Annotated in this window: 19 protein-coding genes; 6 read left to right on the top strand and 13 right to left on the bottom strand. The window is 62.0% G+C overall.

What is annotated here, in order from left to right:
- Window positions 1–3 precede the first annotated feature (3 nt).
- On the bottom strand, window positions 4–1071 hold the full coding sequence (locus tag NE357_RS16940; RefSeq protein WP_102622091.1) for a phosphotransferase family protein: 1068 nt from the start codon (window positions 1069–1071) through the stop codon (window positions 4–6).
- Window positions 1072–1261: 190 nt separating this feature from the next.
- Between NE357_RS16940 and NE357_RS16935 the strand changes: the two genes are divergently transcribed.
- Window positions 1262–1657: a DUF4280 domain-containing protein gene (locus NE357_RS16935; protein ID WP_169430836.1), complete on the top strand. Its 396-nt coding sequence runs from the start codon at window positions 1262–1264 to the stop codon at window positions 1655–1657.
- Window positions 1658–1866: 209 nt separating this feature from the next.
- On the opposite strand, the gene NE357_RS16930 is transcribed toward NE357_RS16935, so the two are convergent.
- The 11 genes from NE357_RS16930 to tssB all read right to left on the bottom strand — a co-directional run bounded on the left by NE357_RS16930 (window position 1867) and on the right by tssB (window position 14202).
- Complete coding sequence (locus tag NE357_RS16930; RefSeq protein WP_169430835.1) at window positions 1867–2409, bottom strand: toxin-antitoxin system YwqK family antitoxin; 543 nt, start codon at window positions 2407–2409, stop codon at window positions 1867–1869.
- A gap of 12 nt (window positions 2410–2421) precedes the next feature.
- Window positions 2422–4431: a type VI secretion system Vgr family protein gene (gene tssI, locus NE357_RS16925; RefSeq protein WP_169430834.1), complete on the bottom strand. Its 2010-nt coding sequence runs from the start codon at window positions 4429–4431 to the stop codon at window positions 2422–2424.
- Between the two features lie 32 nt (window positions 4432–4463).
- Complete coding sequence (locus tag NE357_RS16920) at window positions 4464–5045, bottom strand: hypothetical protein (protein WP_169430833.1); 582 nt, start codon at window positions 5043–5045, stop codon at window positions 4464–4466.
- Window positions 5046–5127: 82 nt separating this feature from the next.
- Window positions 5128–5766: a YopT-type cysteine protease domain-containing protein gene (locus tag NE357_RS16915; protein WP_169430832.1), complete on the bottom strand. Its 639-nt coding sequence runs from the start codon at window positions 5764–5766 to the stop codon at window positions 5128–5130.
- A gap of 37 nt (window positions 5767–5803) precedes the next feature.
- Window positions 5804–8344, bottom strand: a complete 2541-nt coding sequence (gene tssH / locus NE357_RS16910) for a type VI secretion system ATPase TssH (RefSeq protein WP_169430831.1) — start codon at window positions 8342–8344, stop codon at window positions 5804–5806.
- Between the two features lies 1 nt (window position 8345).
- Window positions 8346–9371: a type VI secretion system baseplate subunit TssG gene (tssG, locus tag NE357_RS16905; RefSeq protein ID WP_169430830.1), complete on the bottom strand. Its 1026-nt coding sequence runs from the start codon at window positions 9369–9371 to the stop codon at window positions 8346–8348.
- Window positions 9335–11128, bottom strand: coding sequence for a type VI secretion system baseplate subunit TssF (gene tssF / locus NE357_RS16900; protein ID WP_169430829.1), 1794 nt, complete (start codon window positions 11126–11128; stop codon window positions 9335–9337). Before tssF ends, tssG begins: the two co-directional genes overlap by 37 nt.
- Complete coding sequence (gene tssE / locus NE357_RS16895) at window positions 11112–11555, bottom strand: type VI secretion system baseplate subunit TssE (RefSeq protein ID WP_169430828.1); 444 nt, start codon at window positions 11553–11555, stop codon at window positions 11112–11114. Before tssE ends, tssF begins: the two co-directional genes overlap by 17 nt.
- Window positions 11556–11570: 15 nt before the next feature.
- Complete coding sequence (locus NE357_RS16890) at window positions 11571–12068, bottom strand: Hcp family type VI secretion system effector (RefSeq protein ID WP_169430827.1); 498 nt, start codon at window positions 12066–12068, stop codon at window positions 11571–11573.
- A 77-nt stretch (window positions 12069–12145) separates the two neighbouring features.
- On the bottom strand, window positions 12146–13630 hold the full coding sequence (gene tssC / locus NE357_RS16885) for a type VI secretion system contractile sheath large subunit (protein WP_169430826.1): 1485 nt from the start codon (window positions 13628–13630) through the stop codon (window positions 12146–12148).
- 29 nt (window positions 13631–13659) lie between these two features.
- Entirely contained in the window at window positions 13660–14202 is a 543-nt protein-coding gene (gene tssB, locus NE357_RS16880; protein WP_169430825.1) for a type VI secretion system contractile sheath small subunit, read from the bottom strand.
- Between the two features lie 228 nt (window positions 14203–14430).
- On the opposite strand from tssB, the gene NE357_RS16875 reads away from it, so the two are divergent.
- From NE357_RS16875 to tssA, 5 genes are read left to right on the top strand one after another with little or no spacing between them, the layout of a single operon-like run.
- Window positions 14431–14877: a type VI secretion protein gene (locus NE357_RS16875; protein WP_085732262.1), complete on the top strand. Its 447-nt coding sequence runs from the start codon at window positions 14431–14433 to the stop codon at window positions 14875–14877.
- 46 nt (window positions 14878–14923) lie between these two features.
- Window positions 14924–16255, top strand: a complete 1332-nt coding sequence (gene tssK / locus NE357_RS16870; protein WP_169430824.1) for a type VI secretion system baseplate subunit TssK — start codon at window positions 14924–14926, stop codon at window positions 16253–16255.
- An 18-nt stretch (window positions 16256–16273) separates the two neighbouring features.
- Window positions 16274–17038, top strand: coding sequence for a DotU family type IV/VI secretion system protein (locus NE357_RS16865; protein WP_169430823.1), 765 nt, complete (start codon window positions 16274–16276; stop codon window positions 17036–17038).
- On the top strand, window positions 17035–20856 hold the full coding sequence (locus tag NE357_RS16860) for a type VI secretion system protein (protein WP_169430822.1): 3822 nt from the start codon (window positions 17035–17037) through the stop codon (window positions 20854–20856). Before NE357_RS16865 ends, NE357_RS16860 begins: the two co-directional genes overlap by 4 nt.
- Complete coding sequence (gene tssA, locus NE357_RS16855; RefSeq protein WP_169430821.1) at window positions 20853–21935, top strand: type VI secretion system protein TssA; 1083 nt, start codon at window positions 20853–20855, stop codon at window positions 21933–21935. Before NE357_RS16860 ends, tssA begins: the two co-directional genes overlap by 4 nt.
- On the opposite strand, the gene NE357_RS16850 is transcribed toward tssA, so the two are convergent.
- Window positions 21932–22900, bottom strand: a complete 969-nt coding sequence (locus tag NE357_RS16850) for a 2-hydroxyacid dehydrogenase (RefSeq protein ID WP_169430820.1) — start codon at window positions 22898–22900, stop codon at window positions 21932–21934. The genes tssA and NE357_RS16850 overlap by 4 nt on opposite strands.
- Window positions 22901–22972: the final 72 nt, after the last annotated feature.

Below are 22972 nucleotides of genomic sequence, written 5' to 3'. Positions count from 1 at the left end.
TCATCAGAGGCTGGATTTGGCAATGACCTGCAGGCTCATGTGCTCCAGCAGTTTGTTCATGTGAATGAACTGCGCGAAGCGTTTGTCCTGGGTCTGGCCATGAAAGAAGCGGTAGTAGATCTGCTGCACGATGCCGGCCAGACGGAACAGGCCGTAGGTGTAGTAGAAGTCGAAATTGTCGATCTGGATGCCCGAACGCTCGGCGTAATAGTCGACGAATTCGCGGCGGGTCAGCATGCCCGGGGCGTGGCTCGGCTGGCGGCGCATCAGTTGCACCGGTGCCGGGTCGTCGGCCTGGATCCAGTAGGCGAGGGTGTTGCCCAGGTCCATCAGCGGATCGCCGAGGGTGGTCAATTCCCAGTCGAGCACGCCGATGATCTGCATCGGGTTGTTCGGGTCGAGGATGACGTTGTCGAAGCGGTAGTCGTTGTGGACGATGCTGGAGGTCGGGTGGTCGGCCGGCATCTTGTCGTTGAGCCAGGCCTTGACCTTTTCCCAGTGCGGAGCGTCCGGGGTCAGGGCTTTCTCGTAGCGTTCGCTCCAGCCTTTGATCTGGCGCGCGACGTAGCCTTCAGGCTTGCCCAGATCACCGAGGCCGCAGGCGTTGTAATCGACCCGGTGCAGCTCGACGAAACGGTCGATGAAGCTCTTGCACAGCGCCTCGGTTTTCGCCGAGTCCAGGCCCAGTTCCGGCGGCAGGTCAGAGCGCAGGATGATGCCCTTGACCCGTTCCATCACGTAGAACTCGGCGCCGATCACCGATTCGTCGGTGCAGTGCACGTAGGCTTTCGGGCAATACGGGAAACCGTCGCGCAACTGGTTGAGGATGCGGAATTCGCGGCCCATGTCGTGGGCGGACTTGGCCTTGTGGCCGAACGGCGGCCGGCGCAGGACGAATTCCTGGTCCGGGTATTCCAGCAGGTAGGTCAGGTTCGACGCGCCGCCGGGAAACTGGCTGATCTGCGGCGTGCCGGTCAGGCCCGGAATGTGCGCCTTGAGGTACGGATCGATCAGACTGGCATCGAGTTCTTCGCCAGAGCGGATACGGGTGGACTGGTCAGTAAGCGCCATGCTTATCCCTTCTGCTTATTTTGGAGGCCAGACATCATTGGCTAATCTAATGGCGCGCTCGGGTGGTCACAAGCGCGGCTCGGTCTTATAGGTTAGCGTGTTGGACGATAATCACCTTTGGGAATGTGCGCGGCGGGCCGCAGGCGACTAAGGTTTAGCGCGTATGCCTTGTTCACACAGGAGCTTTGAAATGGGCTGCCCGCAAGTCTGTGCCAGCGCTACCCTGCAATGCAGTTTCGGCGCCGCGCCGGCGGTGCTCAACGTGCTGCCGGTCAACCGCACGCTGACCGGCGGGATGCCGGCGGCGAACATCATGGATCACATTCCGCTGGTCAATGTCACCCCGTTCGGCATGTGCATGAGCATGGCCAATCCGATGGTCGCCGCTGCCACGGCTGCGGCGCTGGGCGTACTGACACCGATGCCGTGCATTCCCGCCACCGCCACGCCGTGGATCCCCGGCGGCGCACCGACCCTGCTGCTGGGCGGGATGCCGGCGATCGATGCCAACAGTACGTTGATGTGCAACTGGGCGGGGGTGATCAAAATCGTGATGCCTGGGCAGATGCAGATGTTGATTCCCTGAGCTTCTTTGCTTGTCGTTAAATCCATGGCCCTCACCCCAGCCCTCTCCCGGAGGGAGAGGGAGCTGACCGAGGTGTCATTCGCCCTACATCGACCTGAACGACCGAGTCGATTATGGATTCAGCGCAAATCTTTCACGTCGGTGTAATTCGCCAATATCCCCCAATCGGTTCCCTCTCCCTTTGGGAGAGGGCTAGGGTGAGGGGCTTTTCAGGCCTGCTGCGGATCCGTCCATTTGCGAAACCACCAGCGCACCCGGGAAATCGGCTTGCCATCGGCATCCAGCGGCCGCCCGTCCTCGGCGAACCCTTGCTCCGGCTCCATCAATTGCCCATTCAAATATCGCGCGTCCACCGCCGGTTTGCCGTTGGGATGAAAGCGCTGATAACGCCCCTCGCGCACGCCATCGCGATAGACCTCGGCCTCCGCCACTTGCCCGTCGGGAAAGTAATTGAACGCCTCGCCATGCAATAACCCGCGCCGATAGGTCGCCTTGCGCTGCAGCCAGCCTTCGGGCGCATAGAAACTGGCGATGCCTTGCAGTTTGTCGCGCACGAACGGCATCTGTGCCGAGACCTTGCCGTTGGGGTGGTAGAGCAGGCACGTACCCTGCAATTGACCCTGACTGTATTTCAGATCCGCCTGCTGGCGCCCGTCATCCTTGATACTCAACGGGCCATCGAGCTGACCGTCCTGCAGACGCCCCTTGAGGTGTTTGTCATCCTGCTGCAGATCCAGCGGTGTGATCGCCATGGCTTCTCCTTGTCAGTTGACCTGCACCAGCCCGCCCTTGATGGTCAGCATGCCGCCGCCGTCCACGGTCTGTGAGGCGGCGCCCTTGTTGGTCAGGCTGATGCCGGCGTCGTTGGTCAGCGTCGTCCCGGCCTTGTTGTCCAGCGAGGTACCGGCCTGATTGGTCATGGCGGTGCCGGCCTTCTGGGTGATCGAGGTGCTGGCGGAGGTCGCCAGATCCGCGCCGCTCTTGATCGTGAAACTGCCGCCGCTTTGCAGCGTAAGAGTGCCGCTGACCTTGATCGTCAGGTTGCCGTCCACCGTCAGGCTGTAGTCGCCGGTGACCTTGTCGGTGTAATTGCCGCCGGTACTGTGGTTCTGATCGGCGCCGACCTTCACCGTGCGGCTGTCCTTCACATCAAGGCTGTCGCTGCCGGTCTGGATCGTCACGCTGCGTTTGCCTTTCTCCAGCGTGACCGTTTCGTCGCCGTCCTTGACGGTGCGGGTGCGGGCGTTCTGCACCGTGAGGGTTTCGTCGTGGCCGACGGTGGCGGTGGTGTCGTTGAGTACGTTGATCTTCAGGTCTTTCTGCGCTTGCAGGAACACCTCTTCGGCATCCTTCTTGTCCTCGAAACGCAGCTCGTTGAAACCGCCGCCGCCCTTGGACGACTGGGTCTTGATTCCCGACTGGGTTTGGTTCGCCGGCAAGGCATAGGGCAGGGCGTTGTCGCCGTTGTACACACAACCGGTGACCAGCGGCCGGTCCGGGTCGCCGTCGATAAAGGTCACGATCACCTCCTGACCGATGCGCGGCACAAACTGCATGCCGAACCCCTTGCCGCTCCAGGGCAGCACCACACGCACCCAGCAGGAACTGGTTTCATCGTTCTTGCCGTCGCGATCCCAAGGGAACTGCAACTTGATCCGGCCGTATTCATCGGTCCAGATTTCCTCGCCGGACTTGCCGACGACGATGGCGGTTTGCGGATGCATGCGCGGTTTGGGTGTGAGGCGTTGCGGGCGAAAGGGCGTGGCCTTGGGGATCGCCTCGAAGCGGTTGCGATAGTTTTCATGACTGGCGTCGTGGGTGACCCGCGTGATGACCCAATCGATGTTCAGGCTTGCGTCTTCGTGGCCGTCGAGGGTGAACCAGTGACCCGGAATCAGCCAGCGGCAGTCGCTTTCGCCGACAAAACGTTTCTCCTCGCTGCGCAGCCCGTCGACCCGCTGCTTGGTCAACGCATCGCCCCGGGCCTTGGCGTTGTAACCGCCGGGATGCTCATAGATCGAACGCGGCCCGGCCACGGCTTCGGCCTGACCGTAGAGCGAGGTGGTCGGCGTGGTGAACTCGTAATCCGTCGCCTTGTACACGCCGGCCACCGCTTGCAGACACACCTGGCCCGAACGGATGCCGTGCAGCTCGCGCTCGCCCATTTGCTGGCCTAGATATTTGACCTTCGGCCCGTTGGGGATCTGTACGAAAGCATCATTGCTGTCACCCAGCACCAGCGTGTGCTTGCCGTCCTCGTGGGTGAAGAACCAGAAGATGCCTTCCTCTTCCAGTAGCCGTGAGACGAAAGCGAAATCGCTCTCGCCATACTGCACGCAGTATTCCCTGGGTGCGTAGCTTCCGGTCAGCGAGAGTTTGAAATCGGTGAAACCGTGGGCCTTGAAGATTGTGGTGACAATGTCGGAGGTGGCGAGGTTCTGGAATACGCGGTTGTTGCTGGCCAGGGTCAGCCACCAGAGCCATGGCCTTAGAACCAGTTGATAGCGCTCGGCGGTGGCATCGGCGGGGAGCTGGCGGATCTCGGCGACCAGAGCGTCGAACGGGCGCAACTGCGCATCGTTGTGCAGGGTGGTGGTGACGTGGGTGGCGATGGCGCTGGTCAGGGTCAGAGAAGTGCCGTCGTTGAGCCCGTTGAGGGTTTGCGAGCCCAGAACGTTGAGCGCCTCGTCGCCGGACAGCGAATCAGGGTAAAGCGCCGACAGCGCGGTGGCGGTGAGGGACAGGGTGGTGTTGCTGTCGGTAGACCGGGGCATGAGCTGACCTCAGCTGTTGGTAGAGAAAAAGCTCACCACCTGAACGTACCGCCTTTCCCATGGATTGCAGCCTGGTTGTCACTGACCCACCCATCCATCTCTCTCTCGTTTCCATAAACGTAGCTGTACATCACCACCGAGTTTCTAATGTAAGGCTCGAGTTGCGGCCCACAAAGCGGGCAGGGGCTGAGTTCGATATAGATACGTGTAACGAAGTTGCTGTAATCACCGTCAGGGAGCGCAACACTGTTGATCGCCTGAACCAACGCACTGATTTCAGCGTGCCCGCGAAGGGTTGTGACGACTTTTTTGGTTGTTGTTGTGTAGTTTCCGAGAAGGTCCAGTTTCAGCGCACTGTCGCCGAATTTGTACATCAGTACGCCGCGTGAGGCATCAAAGTGTTCGACGACGGCAAAACAGGTTCCATGGGAGGCGCCCGAGCCGGCCAAGGCTCGGCGAGTTGAAGAGGATTCATGGCAGATGGTGGCCAAGTCAGGAATCGTCCCTCCGTTGGTGGCGTGATTGGCCGCCAGCCAGTTGGCGTATAGCGGGTTTGTTCCTGTCATTGCGACATTGCCTCCTGAGTAACGACCGACTTTATGTATCTCTGCCATGGCAATCTCCGCTGGGATTCTTTCTGTTCGCGTCGTCAACAGGCGGCAACAAAAATTAGTCTGTCCCCTTATAAAGTGCTTTTCAGCTGAAACCCCAAAGTCGATAACCCGTCGACAGACCCTGTTTGTAAGCCGTTGCGACCGCATCCATGCAAAGGGCTACGCCTTGGGCACCCTCCAGCTTGAATTCGCCAAAATTGGGATCGAAAAATACGCAGCTGCTGCTTTTGCCAAACAGTACCCAAGGTCGGTAAAAGGCCACGGAATGCCCGCCGAGCATGCCTTTGATCGACAGAATGAAGTAGCGACAAGACGAGGTGAGCACGAACTCGCCGATGGCTTTACCGGCAGTGGCGAAGCTCTGGTAGGTTTCCGCTTTTGTCTGGCCCAGCGATCCCACCCCGCCGGTTCTCAATGCCCCCAGGGTCGCGGCTGACGGGGATCCGGGCGTATCGCCGCTGATGTCCACATACTCTGACTGGAAGTCCGAGGCCTGGCGCGCCGTCTTCTGTTCGTGCAGCAGTCCGGTTTTCATCGTTGGCTTGACGATGTCCTTGAGGTAGTCGTTGCCTTTTTTCTTGGCGATGAGCCATGCGGTGCTGACACCCCGGCAGATGCCGTCCCGGTTGTCGGCGACGAGCAAAAGAAAGCTGGACTGACCGAAGTTGTAGATGCCTTCGCCATGTCCGTCGATTTTGTCGCATATGGCCTTGTAGCTCATGTTGCCTCCCTGTTTCCGGCGATGCGCTCGCGCACAGCTACTCCAACACCCACTCCGCCAACTTCCCCGTCACCTGCGTCATCAACACGTTCTCGACATCCCGCGCACCCGCCGCACTGCACTTGGCGAGCACTGCTTTAACGATTCCCGAATCGAACTCGAACTGTTTGCCGGTCGCTGCCTTGTAGCGGCCCCGCAGTTTTTCCAGCTTCGCCAGCACAATCCCTTCCAGCGTTGTTTCATCCAGCGGTCGATAGGCGACCACCGTCATGCGTGCCAGAAACGCCGGGCGGAAGGCTTGCAAAAGGACTTTGTGCAGCGCCTCGGTGAAGGCTTCAGAGCCGATGTGTGACGCGGGAGTGTCGAGCAACAGTTCAGCCCCGACGTTACTGGTGGCGAGCATTACGGTGTTCTTGAAGTCGACAACCAGCCCCGTCCCGTCTTCCATCAAACCTTTGTCGAACACGTTGTAAAACGCTTCCAGAACATCCGGGTGCGCCTTCTCGATTTCATCCAGCAACACCACCGAATACGGTTTGCGCCGTACCGCTTCCGTCAGTACGCCGCCACTGCCGTAACCGACGTAACCTGGAGGGGCGCCCTTGAGTTGGCTGACGGTATGGGCTTCCTGATATTCGGAAAGGTTGATGCTGATCAGGTTGCGTTCGCCGCCATACAAGGCATCCGCCAGTGCATACGCGGTTTCGGTTTTACCAACGCCCGTAGGTCCAACCAGCAGGAACACGCCAACCGGTTTCTGCGGGTCGGTCAGTCCGGCGCGGTAGGCCTGTAGGCGCTGCGCGATGGTCGAGAGCGCCGTGGTCTGGCCCATCACACGCAAGCCCATGCGCTGTCCGAGGGTGCGCACGGCATGAGCTTCGTCGGCAAGCATTTTGCCGACGGGGATACCGGTCCAGCCTGCAATAACAGCCGCGACGGTCTTGCTGTCCACCTGTTCGGGCACCAGCGGGTCGTCCTGACGAATCGCATCGAGCCCGGCCTCCAGGCGCAGCAGTTCGGCGGCCAGATGATCGATGCGGCTGTCGGTGGCTTCGTCGGGCTTGTCGCTGTCGGCGCGTTCGCTGAGGTCGAGCAGTTCGCGGCGGGTGTCGAGCAGTTCGCGCACGGCCACGCGTTCTTCGCTCCAGCGGGTTTCCAGTTCGCGGATGGCCTGGACGTTGGTCTTCGATTCGCTTTCCAGCAAGGTGATGCGCTCGCGATGATCCAGCCCGGTGGCCTGTTCGCGGCGCAGGCGTTCGACTTCTTCTTTCAGGCTTTGCTGGCGATGGCGCAGGCTCTCCAGCGGTGGCGGCACGTCGTGCTGACCGAGGGCGACCCGGGCGCAGGCGGTGTCGAGGACGCTGATGGCCTTGTCCGGCAGCTGGCGACCGGAGATGTAGCGATGGGAGAGTTTCACCGCTTCGTGGATCGCCGCGTCCAGCACTTGCACCCCGTGGTGCTGTTCCAGTTTTGCTGCCACGCCACGGAGCATTTCCACGGCGGTGATTTCGTCCGGCTCTTCCACTTGCACCAACTGAAAGCGGCGGGCGAGGGCCGGGTCTTTTTCGAAATACTTTTTATATTCCATCCAGGTCGTGGCGGCCAACGTGCGCAATTCACCTCGGGCCAGCGCGGGTTTGAGCAAGTTGGCCGCGTCGCTGCCGCCTTCGGCACCGCCAGCGCCGATCAGCGTGTGGGCCTCGTCGATGAACAGAATGATCGGCTTGTCGGCGCTGCGAACCGCGTCGATCACACCTTTGAGCCGCTGTTCAAATTCGCCTTTGACCCCGGCCCCGGCCTGCAACAGACCGAGATCGAGCACCCGCAAACTGACTTCCTGTAACGACGGCGGCACGTCCCCGGCGGCGATGCGCAGCGCCAGGCCTTCGACCACAGCGGTTTTGCCAACGCCCGGCGCACCGACCAGAATCGGGTTGTTCTGCCGGCGTCTCAGAAGAATGTCGATGCACTGACGAATCTCGCCGTCGCGACCGACAATCGGGTCAATGCGCCCGGCGTGAGCATCGGCGGTCAGATCCTGGGTGTATTGATCGAGCACCGAGTCTTGCCGTGGTGTTGGACTCCCCGAAGATACAGAGCGCGGGCCAACGTGCTCCCGGGAGTTTTCCGTCCATTCCAGCAGGTTTGCGCGCAACGCTTCTTTCGGAATTCTCAGCAGCGACGAAGCACTGTTGAGCAATAAGCTGCGGCGCTCGTCACGGTCGATCAGCGCCAGCAACAACAGCCCGGAACGAATACTCTCGACGCCCAACACACTGGCCTGTACCACGGCGTCTTCCAGCAATCCCAGGGTGTGCGAAGACAACGCCGGCGTGCGCGTGCTGCCAGCCTTGAACAGGTCCAGCGCCTTGTTGATCTCCGCCGTCAGCGCATCACGCTCCAATCCAAAACGCGGCAGCAGAAAGGCAAAATCGCCGCCCTCGATATCCAGCAACTCCAGCAACAGATGCTCGATCTCGACAAAGTGATGTCCGCGCTGCAAGCACCGTTGCGCGGCACGTTCGAGGGCGCGGCGGTTGTCCGGGTTGAGGCGTCCGATCAGGCTGGCCAGTTCCATTTCAGGTGATCTCCAGCTGACGCAGGCGGGTTTCGATCCGTTGCACGGCCAGGCTGGTCTGGCGTTGCAGGCCACCGTTCCAGCTCAACAGGGCCGGAGTTTGTCGGCCGAGTTGCAGCGGCCCGGCACCGCGCACCAACAGCACCAGTTTCACGTCCAGATCCGGGCCGAAATACAGTGCAGCGAGGCTCGCCAGCGCCGGATGCGTTTCGCCGTCCGGCAGAAAGCGTCCGGCCTGCGCCGAAGACAATGGCCCGAGCGTCAGGCGAATCCCGGCGTGTTCATCCCACACCCGAGTACCGGCGACAGCGCTGCGGCCGAGTTGCAGATTGCGTCCCCCCGCCTTCATGACGCTGCGGCTGGCACGTGGAATCTCACGCCACGCCCCTTCATAGGCGCTCAGTTCCACCGCCACGGCAAATTGCTCGCGGACAATCGCCGCGAATCCGGCCAACGACCGACGGCCATCGGCGTACAACGCCGTGCAGGCCAGAACGGCGCAGTCGGGAATTGCCTGGCGCTCTTGCAGGGATTTGGGCAACAACCCGGTCAGCGCCCGAAGTTGCGCCTGCACCGGCGAGGCGCCGGGCGTGGTGAAACCGAGGGCGATCCGGTGTTTGCGCATCACCTTGTACAGCAGGCTCAGCAACCGATGCTGGAACAGGTCGAGGAACTCGGCGGGCGCATGATCCTTGGCTCGCGCCCGTTGTTGCAGCCATTCCTGATAGGCGTAAGGCAGCGGGCCGTCGGGGCCGCCGAGGCCGAACATCGGCGAGTTCAGGGTCAGCGGTTCACCGGGGATTTCCTCCAGGCTTTCGATCTGGCTGGCGGCGAACAAGGGGGTCAACGGCCCGCGCAATTTCAGCGCTTCGGCCTGTGGCGATGTACCCGAACCGAGGGAGTCGGCCTGCGGCTGTTCGCGCTCCAGCAACAGCAACGCCTGCAACCATTCGAACGCCTGCGGATCACGGCGCAGGCGCTGGCTGAGGGTCAGAGCGACAGAGGCATGCCGGCTTGGGGTTGCCATGCCTTGACCTCCTTGTCTGCCTGCATGAGCACCGTGCGCACAAAGCGATTGGCGGTGGCGTACACCGAAAAGAACTGCGCGAGCACCGCTGAGAACAGCACTGCGCTGCTGCCGACGAAATGCTGTGGATCGAGCTGCAGTTGCACTTCAAGTCCGTTGCGCCAGCCGCGCCAGGCGTCGGCGCCGACATGGCCGATCACCCGCTCGCAACCGAGGCTCACCAGACCTTCAATCTGGCGCAGGGCGCTGGCCTCATCGCGCAGGTTGTGCAGGGTGAGGATTTCCTTCAGTGCATCCAGCGCCTGCGGCCCTTCGACCAGCGACAGATGATTGAGGGTCAGTTGCGACACCAGCCGCCAGCGCGAATCGCCGTTCAGTCGCGGCAGACTCTGCGGGCTCGGCGGATTGCGCAGGCGTGCCCACGCCACCGGGCCCGGCCGCTCGAACCCCAGCGGCGTACCGGCGGGCAGGCTCTGGGCCAGATGCCGATTGGTGCACAGCAGTTCGGCGGTCAGGCTGTAATCGGGCAGGTCGGTCTGCGGTTCGAAACGGGTGTCGACGACGCTGACCAGAAGATCGCTGCCGAGCCGGTTCGGCGTCTGCCCGTTGACCCGTCGCGCATGCCAGTAACGTTGCCGGTCAGCGCTGCTGTGCTGGCTGCCGAAATACGCCGGCAGCCGTTGCACACCGCTGGCGGAGCTGGCGCGGATGCCACGAATGCTGTGAATTTCGACGCTGTTTTCCCGGTGGCTGTCGGCGACCAGTCGATACTCGCTGCGGGTGCCGTCCGGGCGCAGCGGCTCCGAGGTGCGCGGAAACAGGTTGATCACCGGCGCGCAGCCGAGGGTGATGTCGCTGGCCTGCAAGTGCAGGCGACCGGCCGGGGCTCGGTCAAAAACGATGTAGAGGTACAGCGTCTGGCTGTCACTCGAAACGCCGGACAGTGGCAGATCAAAGAAGTGGAATTTGTCCGGGAACGCGAAGTACTCGGCCAGCAGGCGCATGCCCGGATGCACGCCGTCTTCGTCCGGCAGCAGCGCTTCGTCGTCTGCAAAACCGACGATCCTCGGCAGGCCTTTCACGCTGGCGGGAATGCTCCCCGGCGAGCCGGCCAGTACCTGCACCGCGTGGGCGCCGAGCAGGTCATAGAGACTGGCGTTGACCACCGGAGACGCGGCCAGGTGAATGCGCAAGTGTTCGATACCCAGCTCCGACCACTGGCTGTCGCCCAGACAGCGCAGACTCAGACGCAGCGCTGAACGGCACTGCGCCACACCGGTCAGGGCCTGCGCTTCATCGCTTCCCAGCAACAAGGCTTCGCTGACTTCGACCGGCCACAGACGCACGGCGGCATTGGTGCGAAAGTGAAGGCTTTCGCCCTTGCTGGTGGTGACGAACAGCGGCGTGTCCCGGGGCAGGGGATAGCCGCCGTCGAGGTTGCCTTTGCTCGGGTCCGGTTCGAACTGGACGATGGCGCAGGACGGCAACGGGCGCATGGCCAAGGGATAAAGCTGTTCGAGCAATGCGTCGCTGAACTCGGCGTAGTCGTCATCCAGCCGCCGCTGCAGGCGTGCGGCGAGCAGGGCGAAACCCTCGAGCAATCGCTCGACGTGCGGATCCGGGCATTCACCGGGAGACAGCTCCAGCCGCCTCGCGACTTTCGGATAGCGTTCGGCAAACTGGCTGCCGGCATGGCGCAACCAGGTCAGTTCACGTTGGTAATAGTCGAGCAGTTGCGGGTCAATCGAGTCGCTCATGGCGCACCTCCAGCCCTTCGTTGCCGGGCTCGATGACAAAGGCCACCGGCCAGTGCTGCGAGCCGCTGCGCAATTCGCCAAGCAGGCGAATGCTCAATCGCTGTGGCTGCTCGGGGAGGGGATTGACCTGAACCTCGCCCAGCAGCAGGCGCGGTTCGAAATGGGTGATGGCCTCGCGAATGTCCCGCGTCAGCCGACGACGGTCATCGCTGCGCTGCTGTTGCAGAGCGCTCCAGTCGGCGATGCCGTAATCGATCACGCTGGGGGGCACCGTCAATGTGCGCGGGCCACGGCGGGTGTTGAACAGGCGCGCCAGTTCGGCGTGCACCGAGTCGAGCAGGCTCTGACGATCGAACGCCTGCACGCCGTCCGCCTCGCTGGACGCGAGGCGTTCGAACAGCGGCGGGAGAATTCCCGAGCTTGTCATGGCCGTTGCGTCCGGTTACTTGCCGGCCTTGTTCGCGGCCAGGTCCCAGACCGTGCCGGCGGTGCCTTCCTTGGTGCCGTCGTCTTTTTGCGCGGTGAGTTCCCATTTGATCTTGGTGAAGTTCAAAGAAAGCGTCTCCACCGGTTTGCCACCGGTGCCGCCACTGACGCTGACGTTGGAGATCACCACGTTGGTCAAGGTGTAGATGATGAACGGCATGATCTGCCCGCTGCCCTCGGCGGCGTTGCGGCCGATGGTGATCTTGGCTTCCGGGATCGGCTTGCCGGCGCAGCAATATTCGTTGAGCGAAGGGGTCGAGCTGTCGATGAACTTGGTCAGGGTAAATTCACCGATGTGCGGCCGGCCGGAGGTGCGCTCCGAGTTGCTGACGTCATTGGTCACCTGCATCGCCACGTTGTGGCTGTAGGACATGACTTCGATCTTGTCCTTGTAGCCCTCGAGCAGGCTGTCGCCTTTGATGTCGCCGCCGAGGTCGAGAATGATTGCATCCATCGCTTGTAACTCCTGAAGGGTGTCGCGCTAGACAAACAGGGGAGCGCCCGCAGGAATATCCTGCGGGCGCAGGCGGGTCAGGCGGCTACCGGAGGCGGCAGCGTGGCGACCAGGCGGATCGATGCCGTCAGTTCTTCCAGCTGGAAGTGCGGCCGCAGGAACACGGTTGCGCGATAGGCACCGGGTTTGCCGGCGACTTCGGTGACGTCCACCCGCGCTTCACGCAGCGGGTATTGCGCCTTGATTTCCTGCGGTGCGTTGTCGTTGATCAGCACGTAGTCGGCGATCCAGTTGTTGAGGTAGGTCTGCACGTTGTCGCGGGTCATGAAGCTGCCGACCTTGTCGCGCATGATCACCTTCAGATAATGAGCGAAACGCGATGCCGCGAGCACGTAAGGCAACATCGCCGAGATGCGTGCGTTGGCATTGGCCTCGTTGGTGTTGTAGACCTTGGCTTTGTTGGTGGTCTGGCCGCCGAAGAACACCGCGATGTCGCTGTTCTTCTTGTGACACAGGGCGATGAAGCCGAGGTCGTTGAGTTCCTTCTCGCGGCGGTCGGTGATCGCCACTTCAGTCGGGCATTTGAGCGACAGGTCGCCGGAACTGGTGCGGAAGGTGTGTGCCGGCAAGCCTTCGACCGCGCCGCCACCTTCAGCACCACGGATTGCCGCGCACCAGCCGTACTTGGCAAAGGCTTCGGTGATGCGTTGCGACAGCGCCCATGCGGCATTGCCCCACAGGTATTTGCTGTGATCGGTGCCATTGGTGTCTTCGACGTAGTTGATGCCTTCCACCGGCGAAGTGTCCGGGCCGTAAGGCAGACGCAGCAGGAAGTGCGGCAGCACCAGCGAGACGTAGCGCGAGTCTTCGCTTTCACGGAACGAGCGCCACTTGATCAGTTCCTGACTCTCGAAGACCTTCGACAGGTCCCGCGGCACGGCCAGTTCGGTGAAGCTGTTCATGTCGAACAGGCGCGGGCTGGCGGCGGCAATGAACGGCGCGTGGGCAGCGGCGGCGACGTTCGACAGTTTCTCCAGCAGGCCGATGTCCTGCGGGTGACGGCCAAAGGTGTAGTCACCCACCAGCAAGCTGAACGGGTGACCGCCGAAGGTGCCGTATTCCTCTTCGTAGATCTTCTTGAACAGGGCGCTCTGGTCGAATTCGACGGCTTTTTCCAGGTCGTTCTGCAGCTCTTTCTGCGTCACGTTGAGCAGTCGCAGTTTCAGCCGGGTGCTGGTTTCGGTGTTCTGCACCAGCATGTGCAGGCCACGCCAGGACGCTTCGAGTTTTTGCAGGTCCGGGTGATGCAGCACTTCGTTGAGCTGGGCGCTGATCAGCTCGTCGATCTGGCTGATGCGGTCGTTGATCATCGCCACGGTGTCCTTGTCGATGGCCATGCCTTCGTCGAGTACCTGGGTGGCGAATTCCGCGAGCATGTCGCGGGCGTAGTCCTGCTGGCTGTCGTCATGGGCCATGCGGCCCTCGGCGATGATCCGGTCAAGCAGGGATAAAGTCTCGGCGGCAGCATTTTCGCTGGCTTGATTCTGGGCGGCGGCGGGCATGGCGAATTCTTCCTCGGTCAGGTGGACGATCAGGCTTGCGGTTCGGCCGGGGCCTCGGCATCAGCGGCCGGGACAGCGGTGTCCGGGCGAGCCGATTTGATCTCTTGCAAGCCTTCGGTGTTGGCGATGACATCGCGCAACAGCTTGTCGAGATCGTCGTTGCCGTCGAGTTTGGTCAGCAGGTCGCGCAGGCGCTGACGGGCCTCGAACAGGCGGCGCAGCGGGGTGACTTGCTCCACCACCTTGACCGGGTCGAAATCGTCGATGTGTTTGAAGTTGAGCTCGATGTTCAGCTTGCTGTCGTCGCCGCTGAGGGTGTTGTTGACTTGCAGCGTGGCGCGAGGGCCGATGGAGGCGAGCACTTCGTTGAAGTTGTCGCGGTCGATTTCGGTGAAACGGCGTTCGGTCAGTTTTGCCAATGGTTCGAGCGGCTTGCCCGAGAGGTCGGCCAGGATCCCGACGACCAGCGGCAATTCCTTTTTCTCGATGGCGTTGCCGATTTCGACGTCATAGGTGATTTGCACTCGAGGCGGGCGAACCCGGTCGAGCTTGTGCTGGGTACTTTCTGCCATGTCGGCGGACTCCGATGCGATGAGCGGGCGCAATGCATCGGGGAGGCCCGTTCATCGCTTTCCCTTGCTGGACCACAGGTTAGAAAGGGAGGCAGATGACCTGTCGTTCCTTTGACAAACCTTCCACATTCGGCTGTAGGAACCGAACTACCCAAGACGCTAGAACAGGTCTATAAAAATGCAAGCGAAAAACTTTTTTGGACTGGATCACGAAAAGGAAAATTCATTTTGTCTTCACGACTTTTTCTAACAATCGGCTTTGCGCTGCTTGCCGGTTGCTCGTTCTTCGGGCCGAAAGTGGACCTCGACAGCCTGACCCTCGACGTCGCGCCCAAGGCCAATGACGACACGCCGATCGCCGTGGATTTCATCGCGGTCAATGACCCTGATCTGCTCAAGCAACTGTCGGGCATCAGCGCCCAGCAGTGGTTTGCCGGGCGCGAGCAGTATCAGCGCGACTATCGTCAGCTGATGAGCGTGTGGGGACTGGAGCTGGTGCCGGGGCAATTCATCGATCGCCAGCCGTTCCCTTTGGGGGGCAAGCGGGCGGCTGGACTTTTAGTCTTCGCCAGCTATAACACACCCGGAGCGCACCGCTTGCGGCTGGATGATCAGAGCGATGCATGGCTCAAGTTCGACAGCCGCGAGATGACGCTGGTCAGCAAGGAAAACTGAAATACACCGTCCGCCGCCGGTTCGCGGTGCAGTCGAAGGGAGTCGTATGAGTCTGCTACCTGACGCGGTCTGCTGGCATGAAGGCATGCAATTGCTGCCACAGCACTTTCAGTTGCAGGGCCTGCGGGCCGAGGCGCTCGGTGCGCATCTGGCCCAGGCCTGCAATCCGTGGTTCTTTGGTGTCAGTCAGATGGCGTTCGACCCTTCGGCGATGAGTGCGGGGGTGGTGCGGGTGCTGTCGTTGCAGGGGACGATGCCCGACGGTTTACCGGTCAATCTGCAGGCGGGTGTCGGGCCTGCACTGGAGCTGGATGTCGGCCCGTCGATCGGTGAAACCGATGACGCTACCGTCACGGTGTACCTGGCCATCAGCCCTTTGTGGCGTGCCGGTCAACTGCTGCCGCTCAAGGGACGTTTGCAGTCGGTGGTCGGCGAAGCGTTGCCCGATCTCACCAGCGGTGAATTTCCCGAATCGATTACGGTATGGCGACCCAATCCGCGTCTGTGCACGCAACTGAACAAAGCCGATTCGATCTGCCTGCCGCTGCTGAAAGTCCGCAAGGAGGGCGGCGGTTTTTTGCCGTTGCCCTATACGCCACCGACGCCGGTCCTGTTGCCGGAGTCGCCGCTGGGTCGGCGGATCGCCGGGCTCTGCGCGCGAGCCCGGGAGAAATGCCTGTTCCTGGGCGGGCGCCTGCGTCAGGCACAACAGTCCGGCAATCAGGACGATGCGCTGGAGATTCGCCGTCAACTGACCGCGTTGTGGTCGCGTCTACCGGAAGTCGAAGGCTCGCTGAACAGCCGCATTGCTCATCCGCAGGCATTGTATGTGCAGTTGCTGGGCCTGGCCGGGGCGTGGTCGGCGCTGGACCCGCTGGCAGGCGTACCGTCGTTTGCGCCGCTGGATTTTTTCGAGTTGCACCTCGGTTACGAGCCGTTGCTGGAGTGGCTGGAAACCACCCTGGAGCTGATCCGTGCGGGTTACCGCAGCATCGCATTCGAACGCAGCGAACACAGTTTTTCCATTCAGTTGCCGGACGAGCAGCCGAGCCAGCGGCTGGTCATTGGCCTGCGCATGCCCAACGGCGCCAGCGAGCAGGCGGCCGGCGAATGGCTGCGCGGCGCGATCATCGCCTCGGCGCCGCACATCGCCTTGCTCAGCCGCCAGCGCATGAGTGGCTTGACGCACCAGGCCATGAGCCGCAACGAGCAAGTGGCCTACAGCGTGGGTGACGACACCCGGCTGTTTGTGGTGACGGCCGAAGGCAACTGGTTCGACGCGCAATTGCCGCTGGTGATCGCCGCGCCCGCCACCCGGTTGACCAGCAGTCCGTGGCAAGTGGTGCTGTTTGTTGCCCAGAACAGTGAACGTGCCTGATCACACAAGGAACGCCGTATGTCGCAAGGAAGTGTCGCAAACCTTGGGTTGCAGGACGCACCGCTGAGCAGCGCGTTCCGTCAGGCGTGGCAGCAATGGCAACTGGACTGGAGTCAGTTGCCCAAGGACAGCGATGACGAAGCGGTGCTCGTGGAGACCGTCGTCGAACTGTCGACCCAGGCGTCCCAACGGTTGTGGCGTACGGCGTATTCGCGGGTCGGCGATTCGGCCACCGAGCAGGTCAAGGCGCTGGTGTATGCCTTTGTGGCGCTGGTTGATGAAACATTGCTGTTCAGCCCGTGGCCGGGCCAAGTGGCGTGGCAGGACAAACCCCTGGAGTCACGCTTGTACTCGAGTCGTCAGGCCGGTGAACAGTTGCCGGCTGCAATTCAAACCCTGCTCGATGAACAACAGCCCACCAGTCGCGACCTGGCCAACGTCTATCTGCAATGTTTGATTCTCGGTTTTCATGGCCGCCTGCGTGGTGAGCACAGTCAGGCGCAGCTGGAGAAATGGCGTCTGGCGTTGTTCAGTTTTGCCTGGCAGGACGACGCCAGTTACGAAGGCGTGAGCCAGCGGCTGGTGCAGCCTTCGTGGATCCCGCCGTTGCAGTTACCGGTACGTACCGCGCTGCCGGACGGTTTTCGACTGGCGTTGGGCATGCTGGCGATGGTGCTGCTCTTGACCGGGATCGGTCAGTTTCTCTGGCGTGACATTCGTTCCGAGCTGGAACCGGTGTTGCAGATGATCGACTCGGTGACGGTGTCGGAGCAGGATTCATGAGCACACTGACGATCGTCGCCTGGGTCGTCGCCGTGCTGTTGTTGCTGGTGATCATCGCCGTGGCGGTGTGGTGGCTGCGCACACGGAGTGGCGCGGCGATTCGCAGCTTCTACGGTGCCGTGCGCCATATGGAGCAGGAACAGGGCAGTCGCGATCGCTATCAGATGCCGTGGCTGCTGTTGCTGGGCGATGAGACCCAGGGCACCCAGCTGGTGACTGAATGGCGCTTGCAACCCACGGACAAACCCGCGTGGTTCGGCCGTTGGTGGTCGGACCCCGAGGGGGCGGTGCTGGTGGTGCCACAGGCGCTTTTTCTGCCGGACGAAGGCATGCATTTGCAGCGCGGCGGCTGGTGGCGCCTGCTCGGGCTGATCTTGCGCCTGCGCAGCAAACGCCCGCTGGACGGGGTGATCTGGACGGTTCCGGCCAGCCGCCTGAGCAATCTGGAACAGGCCACGCAGCTCGGTCTGGCCGCGCGACGGCGCTTCATCGATCTGCTGCAGCGCTTCGGATTGAGTGTGCCGGTCTATGTGATCGTCACCGGGCTGGAAGAACTGCCCGGGTTTCAGGAACTGATCAGCGCGTTGCCCGAGCAAGCCCGCGAGCGCACCCTGGGCTGGTCGTCACCCTATGCGCGCGACGCGGTGTGGCAGGGGCAGTGGAGCGATCAGGCGCTGGATCGCCTGCATCGTGCCGTCGCCGAAGCGGTCATCGAAATCGGCACGTTGTCCGGGTACCTGAGCGCCGATCTGTATGCCTTGCCAGAGCGCCTGGAAACATTGCGTCGTGGTTTGCAGAACGTGCTCGAGCCGGTGTTCCAGGGCAATGCGCAGGGTGAGGCGCCGTGTTTTCGCGGGGTGTATTTGAGTGCCAGTCAGCCATCGGAAGATGCGCTGGACGGATTCTCTGTTGACGACAGCGGCCTGCAGCGCAGCGCGTTCATGCGTCCCTTGTGGCGCCAGCGGCTGGTAGGCGAGCGCGGCCTGGCTCTGGGCGTACCGCGCCTGTTGCGCTTGCGCCAGCGCTGGCAGCGGGTGACTGCCGGCATTGCGCTGGTGGTCGGGGTGATCTGGGCGGTGGCGATGGTCTGGGTCTGGCGCGATTCGGTCAGGGATGCTCACGAACTGGCGCGACTGATGCAGAGTGCGCAGAAAAGCTACGTCGCGGTCACCGACGATGAGCACCGTGTCGAGCCAACCCGGCGCAACGTGCAGGGTTTCTGGCGGGTGCTGGAGCGAGCGCCGCACTGGCATTACGTTTCGCTGGCGTTTCCGGCTTCGTGGTTTTCCTCGGTGGACGTAAAGATCGAACGGGCACTGTTCAAGTCTGCGCAACGCCAGATGGTGCAGCCGTTGCACGATCTGCTGTTGGCGGAGCTGGCGAAGATCAAGGCGATCCGCGCCACCGATCGGCGCGCCAGCATTGAAAGCGAAGACCCGGCGCAGTGGCAGAACTACCAGAAGGCCACGGATCTGGTCGACCGGGCGTTGCGTCTGGAACAGCAGAACCAGTTGTTTGCCGAGGTGCAGAACAATCAGCGCGCTCCGCTGGAGGATCTGGTGCAGTTGAGCAACAGCGCGCTGTCGTTGAACCTCAACGCTGCCACGGTTCCCCATTCCGCGTATTACAACCGTCTGCTGGCGGCGGGTGATGGCGGTGACTTGCAGGCGCTGGACCTGAGTGTCGAGCGGCCGCTGATCGTCAGTAACTTCAACGGACTTATGGAGCGCTGGCTCGATCAGTATTTCCTCGCCGACAACTTCGTGAGCAAGGCCGGCTACCTCAAGTTGCATCTCGAAAAACTGGAGGCCGGGAGCGGTAACAACCTCAATGAGCTGGAGGATCTCACCGCGCTCATCGACGACCTGCAAGCTGCGGTGGCCCTGACCAATTCGGCCTGGGGCCGGGGCAAGGGACAGGAGCTGGTACCGGGCTATCGCGAGTTTCTCGACAAGGTGCGCAAGAGCGCGCTGCTGGGGCCGCCGGTCCAGCAACAACTGGACATGCAGGCGAACAAGCTGCAACAGAGTTTTCGTGACCAGTGGATCGCCCAGGTCGGCTCGCGCGGCAACCTGCTGGTGCAGCAAGGGAGCGGTCAACTGGCGTTGCAGGATCACGTCGTCAAACTGGACAACGCGGTGCATGCGCTGTTCAAGCGAGACTTCGTTTCGGTGGCGATGCGCGCCGATCAGGACAACGTCAACCTGCAAGGCCAGAGCGTGGACGGCGATGACCTCGATACGTCGTTGAACTATTACGCGAGTTACAAGAGTTATCTCGCCGAAGAGCTGCCCCGCATTCCTCCGGCCTATCGCGGTGCGCTGCTGCAAGCAGCCCAAAGTGCTGCGGCCCAGGCCATGTGGCTGAGCCTCAAGGATCACAACGACCAGACTCATGCTTATGCAGTGTTCAACGTCAAGGCCGAGCAAGCCATGGCTCTGCAAAAGGCGTTTGTCGAAGTCCATCGCAGTGACCTGGCGGCTCGGCTGCAAGGTGCGCTCAACCGCCGGGCCATGGCGCAGATCGTCAGCGGGCTGGATGAAATCACCGCACAACCGCTGTTCGGTGGCCGGACTGAAATCAGCCAGTGGGACGGCTCGAAAAACCTCGGCCTGCAACTGTACGGCGCCAGCGATGTGCAGGATTTGAAGCTGAGCCTCAAGCAGCAATTCAACACCATGCTCGGCATCACCGAGCGGCGTACATCGGCATTGCAGTGGCTGATGACCCAGCAGGGCAATCTGTCGGCGCTGGACTATGAACGGGTGACCCAGTTCAGCGCACTGAACGACGAACTGCTCAAATACAAGGATTCGAATCCGGCCAGTTCACCGGCGCAAATTGAGCAACTGGTCAGCCGCGATTTCATCGACATGGACACCGGTTCCTGCGTGCAGGTGCTACAGACCGCCAATCTGGCAGGCGGGCGCGGCACGCTGGCAATGCGTGCAGTGGAGTTGCAACAGTCGGCCATGCAACGTTGTCAGTACCTGCAACAGCAGCAGGCCGCGGCGGCATGGAATGAACTGGCCAACTATTTCAATCAGTACCTGGCCGATCGCTTTCCCTTTGCCAGCGGCGTGCAGGCCCAGGATGCCGACCCGGCGCGGGTCCAGCACTTTCTGGAAATCATCGAGAAGCGCTTGCCGGTGGCCCAGGCCGGACTGGTTCTGAGCCAGACCCCGGAGCGGCTGGCGGCGGAAGATTTTCTCAACCGCCTGAAGCAGGCGAGCCTGTGGCTGACGCCGCTGTTCGTGCGTGACAAGAGCGGCATTCTCGGTGTCGAGATGGACGTTCGCTGGCGCACTGATCGTGATGATGAGCGCGGCGCCGATCAAGTGATCGCCGGGGGCTTGCTGGCCGGCAGTCAGCAAATCAGCTATCCCGCCGCCGAGCAGCCGAACCTGCGCTGGATGGTCGGCCAGCCGATCCGCCTGACCCTGCGCTGGGCGCGTAACGGTCGCGAGCGCCCGGTCAACGATCCACTGCAACCGAACCTGGTGGTGCGGGACCTGGAGGCAGGGTGGGAATATGGCGGGCCATGGTCGTTATTGCGGCTGATGCGCGCGCACTTTTCGGTCCTGCGCCAACCGAGCACGGATTACACGGATTTCCCGCTGACGCTGCGCTTGCCCGTGACTGCGCTCAACGACAGCGTGACCACCGAATTCACCCGCATGTTCGTGCGCCTGTCGTTGATGAGTCAGGGCTCGAAGCAGCCGTTGTCGATTCCGCCGTTACCGACCCGGGCGCCGCGTTCGCCGTTCCAGGTGACCGCAACCACTGCGTCCATTGAATCTCGAAAGGAGGGCCTGTGAGTCTGCCATCTGCCACGTTGCCGAACCTGATGGATCAATTGCTCGAACCGATCAGCGAAGACGCGCCTTGTGGTGCGGATCTGCGTTACGAACATGAGTTCGATCTGATTCGCGAGCTGCGTCGTGAAGACGACGCCAGCCTGCCGACCGGGGTCTGGCAATCAACGCTGAAACAGGCGAACTGGCCGCAAGTGCAAAGGCTCACCACGACGTTGCTGATCGAACGCAGCAAGGACCTGATGCTCAGTGCCTGGCTCGGCGAAGCCTGGTTGCATCTGCAGGGGCTGGACGGACTGCCTGGCAGCCTGGCGCTGATTGTCGGATTGTGCGAGCGCTATCCGGAACAGTTGCATCCACAGGCCGAGGAGGGCGACCAGTCGTGGCGCGTGATTCCGCTGGAGTGGCTGGTGCGCCGGTACAGTGAAGTGCTGCTGACCCGGGTGCCGCTGTTCGGTTCGCACAACAGCGATTTCGAGGCGTACAACCTGGAAAGCTGGCGCCGTCTGCAGGTGCAGCAGGTGCTGGTCAATGACAGCAAAAATGCCAAGGCTCTCGCTGAATCGGCACGCAATGAACAGAAGAAGCTCAGCGATCAGGTGCGTGCCACGCCGCTGGCGTTCTGGCTGCGGCAACAGGGCAACCTGCTGCTGAGCCAGCAACATCTGCAACGTCTGAGCGCCTGGAGTGATACGTATCTGGGCGATCAGGGGCCGGGATTACGGCCCCTGCAGGACATCCTTCAAGCGCTGCTGACTCTGGTCCAGGAGTTCATCGCCATGCATCCACAAAAACCGGTGCCGGTCGCACCTGTCGAAGCCCTTGCGGTGGAAGCGCAACCGGTCGATGAAGCGCCTGTCGCGGCGCAGGTCTTTCGTGAACCGGCGAGCCGTGAAGAGGCCTATCGGCAATTGCTGCTGATCGCCGAATACCTGGCCCGCACCGAACCCCACAGCCCCGTGCCTTATCTGATCCGGCGCGGGGTCGAGTGGGGCAACAAGCCGTTGAGCGAGTTGCTCGGCGAGTTGATCTCGGCCGACGCCGAGTCGCGGCGCTTGTGGACGTTGCTTGGCGTGCTTTAGTGCACGCGCTGGTTGTTCTGTTTTGGTGGCAGTGTCAGCGGTGTCAGTACCGGTTCTCCGGAAAAAAACGCCACCAGGTTTTTTCCTGCCAGTTCCACCGTACCCTGTGTGGCTTCCGGTGACAGGCCGGCCACATGCGGCGTGAGAATCACGTTGCTCAAGGTTTTCAGTGCATCCGGCACCTGCGGTTCGTGATCGAATACATCCAGTGCAGCGCCGGCGATCCGCCGTTGTTCGAGGGCGGTGATCAGGTCCGCGGTGTTTATGACACTGGCTCGAGCGATATTGACGATGAAGCCTTTCGGTCCCAGGGCATCGAGCACCGGGCGGGTCACCAGATGCTGGCTGCCAATACCGCCGGGCGTTGCGACCACGAGGAAGTCCGAGGCCCGGGCCAGTTCGGTCGGAGTCGAGCAAAACGCGTAAGGCACGTCACTGCGCACCTGACGGTTGTGGTAGCTGATTTCCATGTCGAAACCCAGGTTCGCCCGTTTGGCGATGGCCATGCCCACTGCGCCGAGCCCGAGAATCCCCAGCCGCTTGCCCGCCAGGGACGGGCGCATGATCTTCGGCCATTCACCCCGACGCACGGCGGCATCGCAGCGCGGAATGTCGCGTACCAGCGCCAGCAGCAATGCCATGGCATGGTCGGCCACCGACGAGGCGTTTACCCCGGCGCCGTTGGTTACGGTCAGGCCCCGATTGCTGGCGGCTTGCAGATCCACCTGCTCATAGCCGGCACCGATCACGCAGATGATTTTCAGTGCGGGCAGCGCGGCGATTTCTTCAGCGTACAAACCCAGCGGGCCTCGGGTCAGTACCGCGTCGATGCGGGTGCCATGGGTGGCAATGGCCTGGGCGCGTTCGGCGGGAGTCGGGGCGAGGATCAGGTGAAAGCCCTGTCGTTCAAGAATGGGCAGGTAGTCATTGATGGTTTCAACCAGTACCAGAACGGTGGCGGGCATTGCTCGGCTCCTTTGATCGTCGGTCTTCGGGCGCAAAAGTCGGTTCAGAGTGCTGATTCCAGAGCGGTTTGG

The sequence above is a fragment of the Pseudomonas sp. G7(2022) genome (assembly GCF_052660475.1).
Note: the sequence above shows the minus strand (reverse complement) of the source record. Positions and strands in the feature narration are given on the sequence as shown.

Coding starts and splice junctions, on each gene's coding strand:
- tssH (WP_169430831.1), bottom strand. CDS start 8,344: ATGGAACTGGCCAGCCTGATCGGACGCCTCAACCCGGACAACCGCCGC.
- tssE (WP_169430828.1), bottom strand. CDS start 11,555: ATGACAAGCTCGGGAATTCTCCCGCCGCTGTTCGAACGCCTCGCGTCC.
- NE357_RS16935 (WP_169430836.1), top strand. CDS start 1,262: ATGGGCTGCCCGCAAGTCTGTGCCAGCGCTACCCTGCAATGCAGTTTC.
- NE357_RS16865 (WP_169430823.1), top strand. CDS start 16,274: ATGTCGCAAGGAAGTGTCGCAAACCTTGGGTTGCAGGACGCACCGCTG.
- NE357_RS16915 (WP_169430832.1), bottom strand. CDS start 5,766: ATGAGCTACAAGGCCATATGCGACAAAATCGACGGACATGGCGAAGGC.
- NE357_RS16930 (WP_169430835.1), bottom strand. CDS start 2,409: ATGGCGATCACACCGCTGGATCTGCAGCAGGATGACAAACACCTCAAG.
- NE357_RS16850 (WP_169430820.1), bottom strand. CDS start 22,900: ATGCCCGCCACCGTTCTGGTACTGGTTGAAACCATCAATGACTACCTG.
- tssF (WP_169430829.1), bottom strand. CDS start 11,128: ATGAGCGACTCGATTGACCCGCAACTGCTCGACTATTACCAACGTGAA.
- tssI (WP_169430834.1), bottom strand. CDS start 4,431: ATGCCCCGGTCTACCGACAGCAACACCACCCTGTCCCTCACCGCCACC.
- NE357_RS16890 (WP_169430827.1), bottom strand. CDS start 12,068: ATGGATGCAATCATTCTCGACCTCGGCGGCGACATCAAAGGCGACAGC.
- tssK (WP_169430824.1), top strand. CDS start 14,924: ATGAGTCTGCTACCTGACGCGGTCTGCTGGCATGAAGGCATGCAATTG.
- tssG (WP_169430830.1), bottom strand. CDS start 9,371: ATGGCAACCCCAAGCCGGCATGCCTCTGTCGCTCTGACCCTCAGCCAG.
- NE357_RS16920 (WP_169430833.1), bottom strand. CDS start 5,045: ATGGCAGAGATACATAAAGTCGGTCGTTACTCAGGAGGCAATGTCGCA.
- NE357_RS16860 (WP_169430822.1), top strand. CDS start 17,035: ATGAGCACACTGACGATCGTCGCCTGGGTCGTCGCCGTGCTGTTGTTG.
- NE357_RS16940 (WP_102622091.1), bottom strand. CDS start 1,071: ATGGCGCTTACTGACCAGTCCACCCGTATCCGCTCTGGCGAAGAACTC.
- tssC (WP_169430826.1), bottom strand. CDS start 13,630: ATGCCCGCCGCCGCCCAGAATCAAGCCAGCGAAAATGCTGCCGCCGAG.
- tssB (WP_169430825.1), bottom strand. CDS start 14,202: ATGGCAGAAAGTACCCAGCACAAGCTCGACCGGGTTCGCCCGCCTCGA.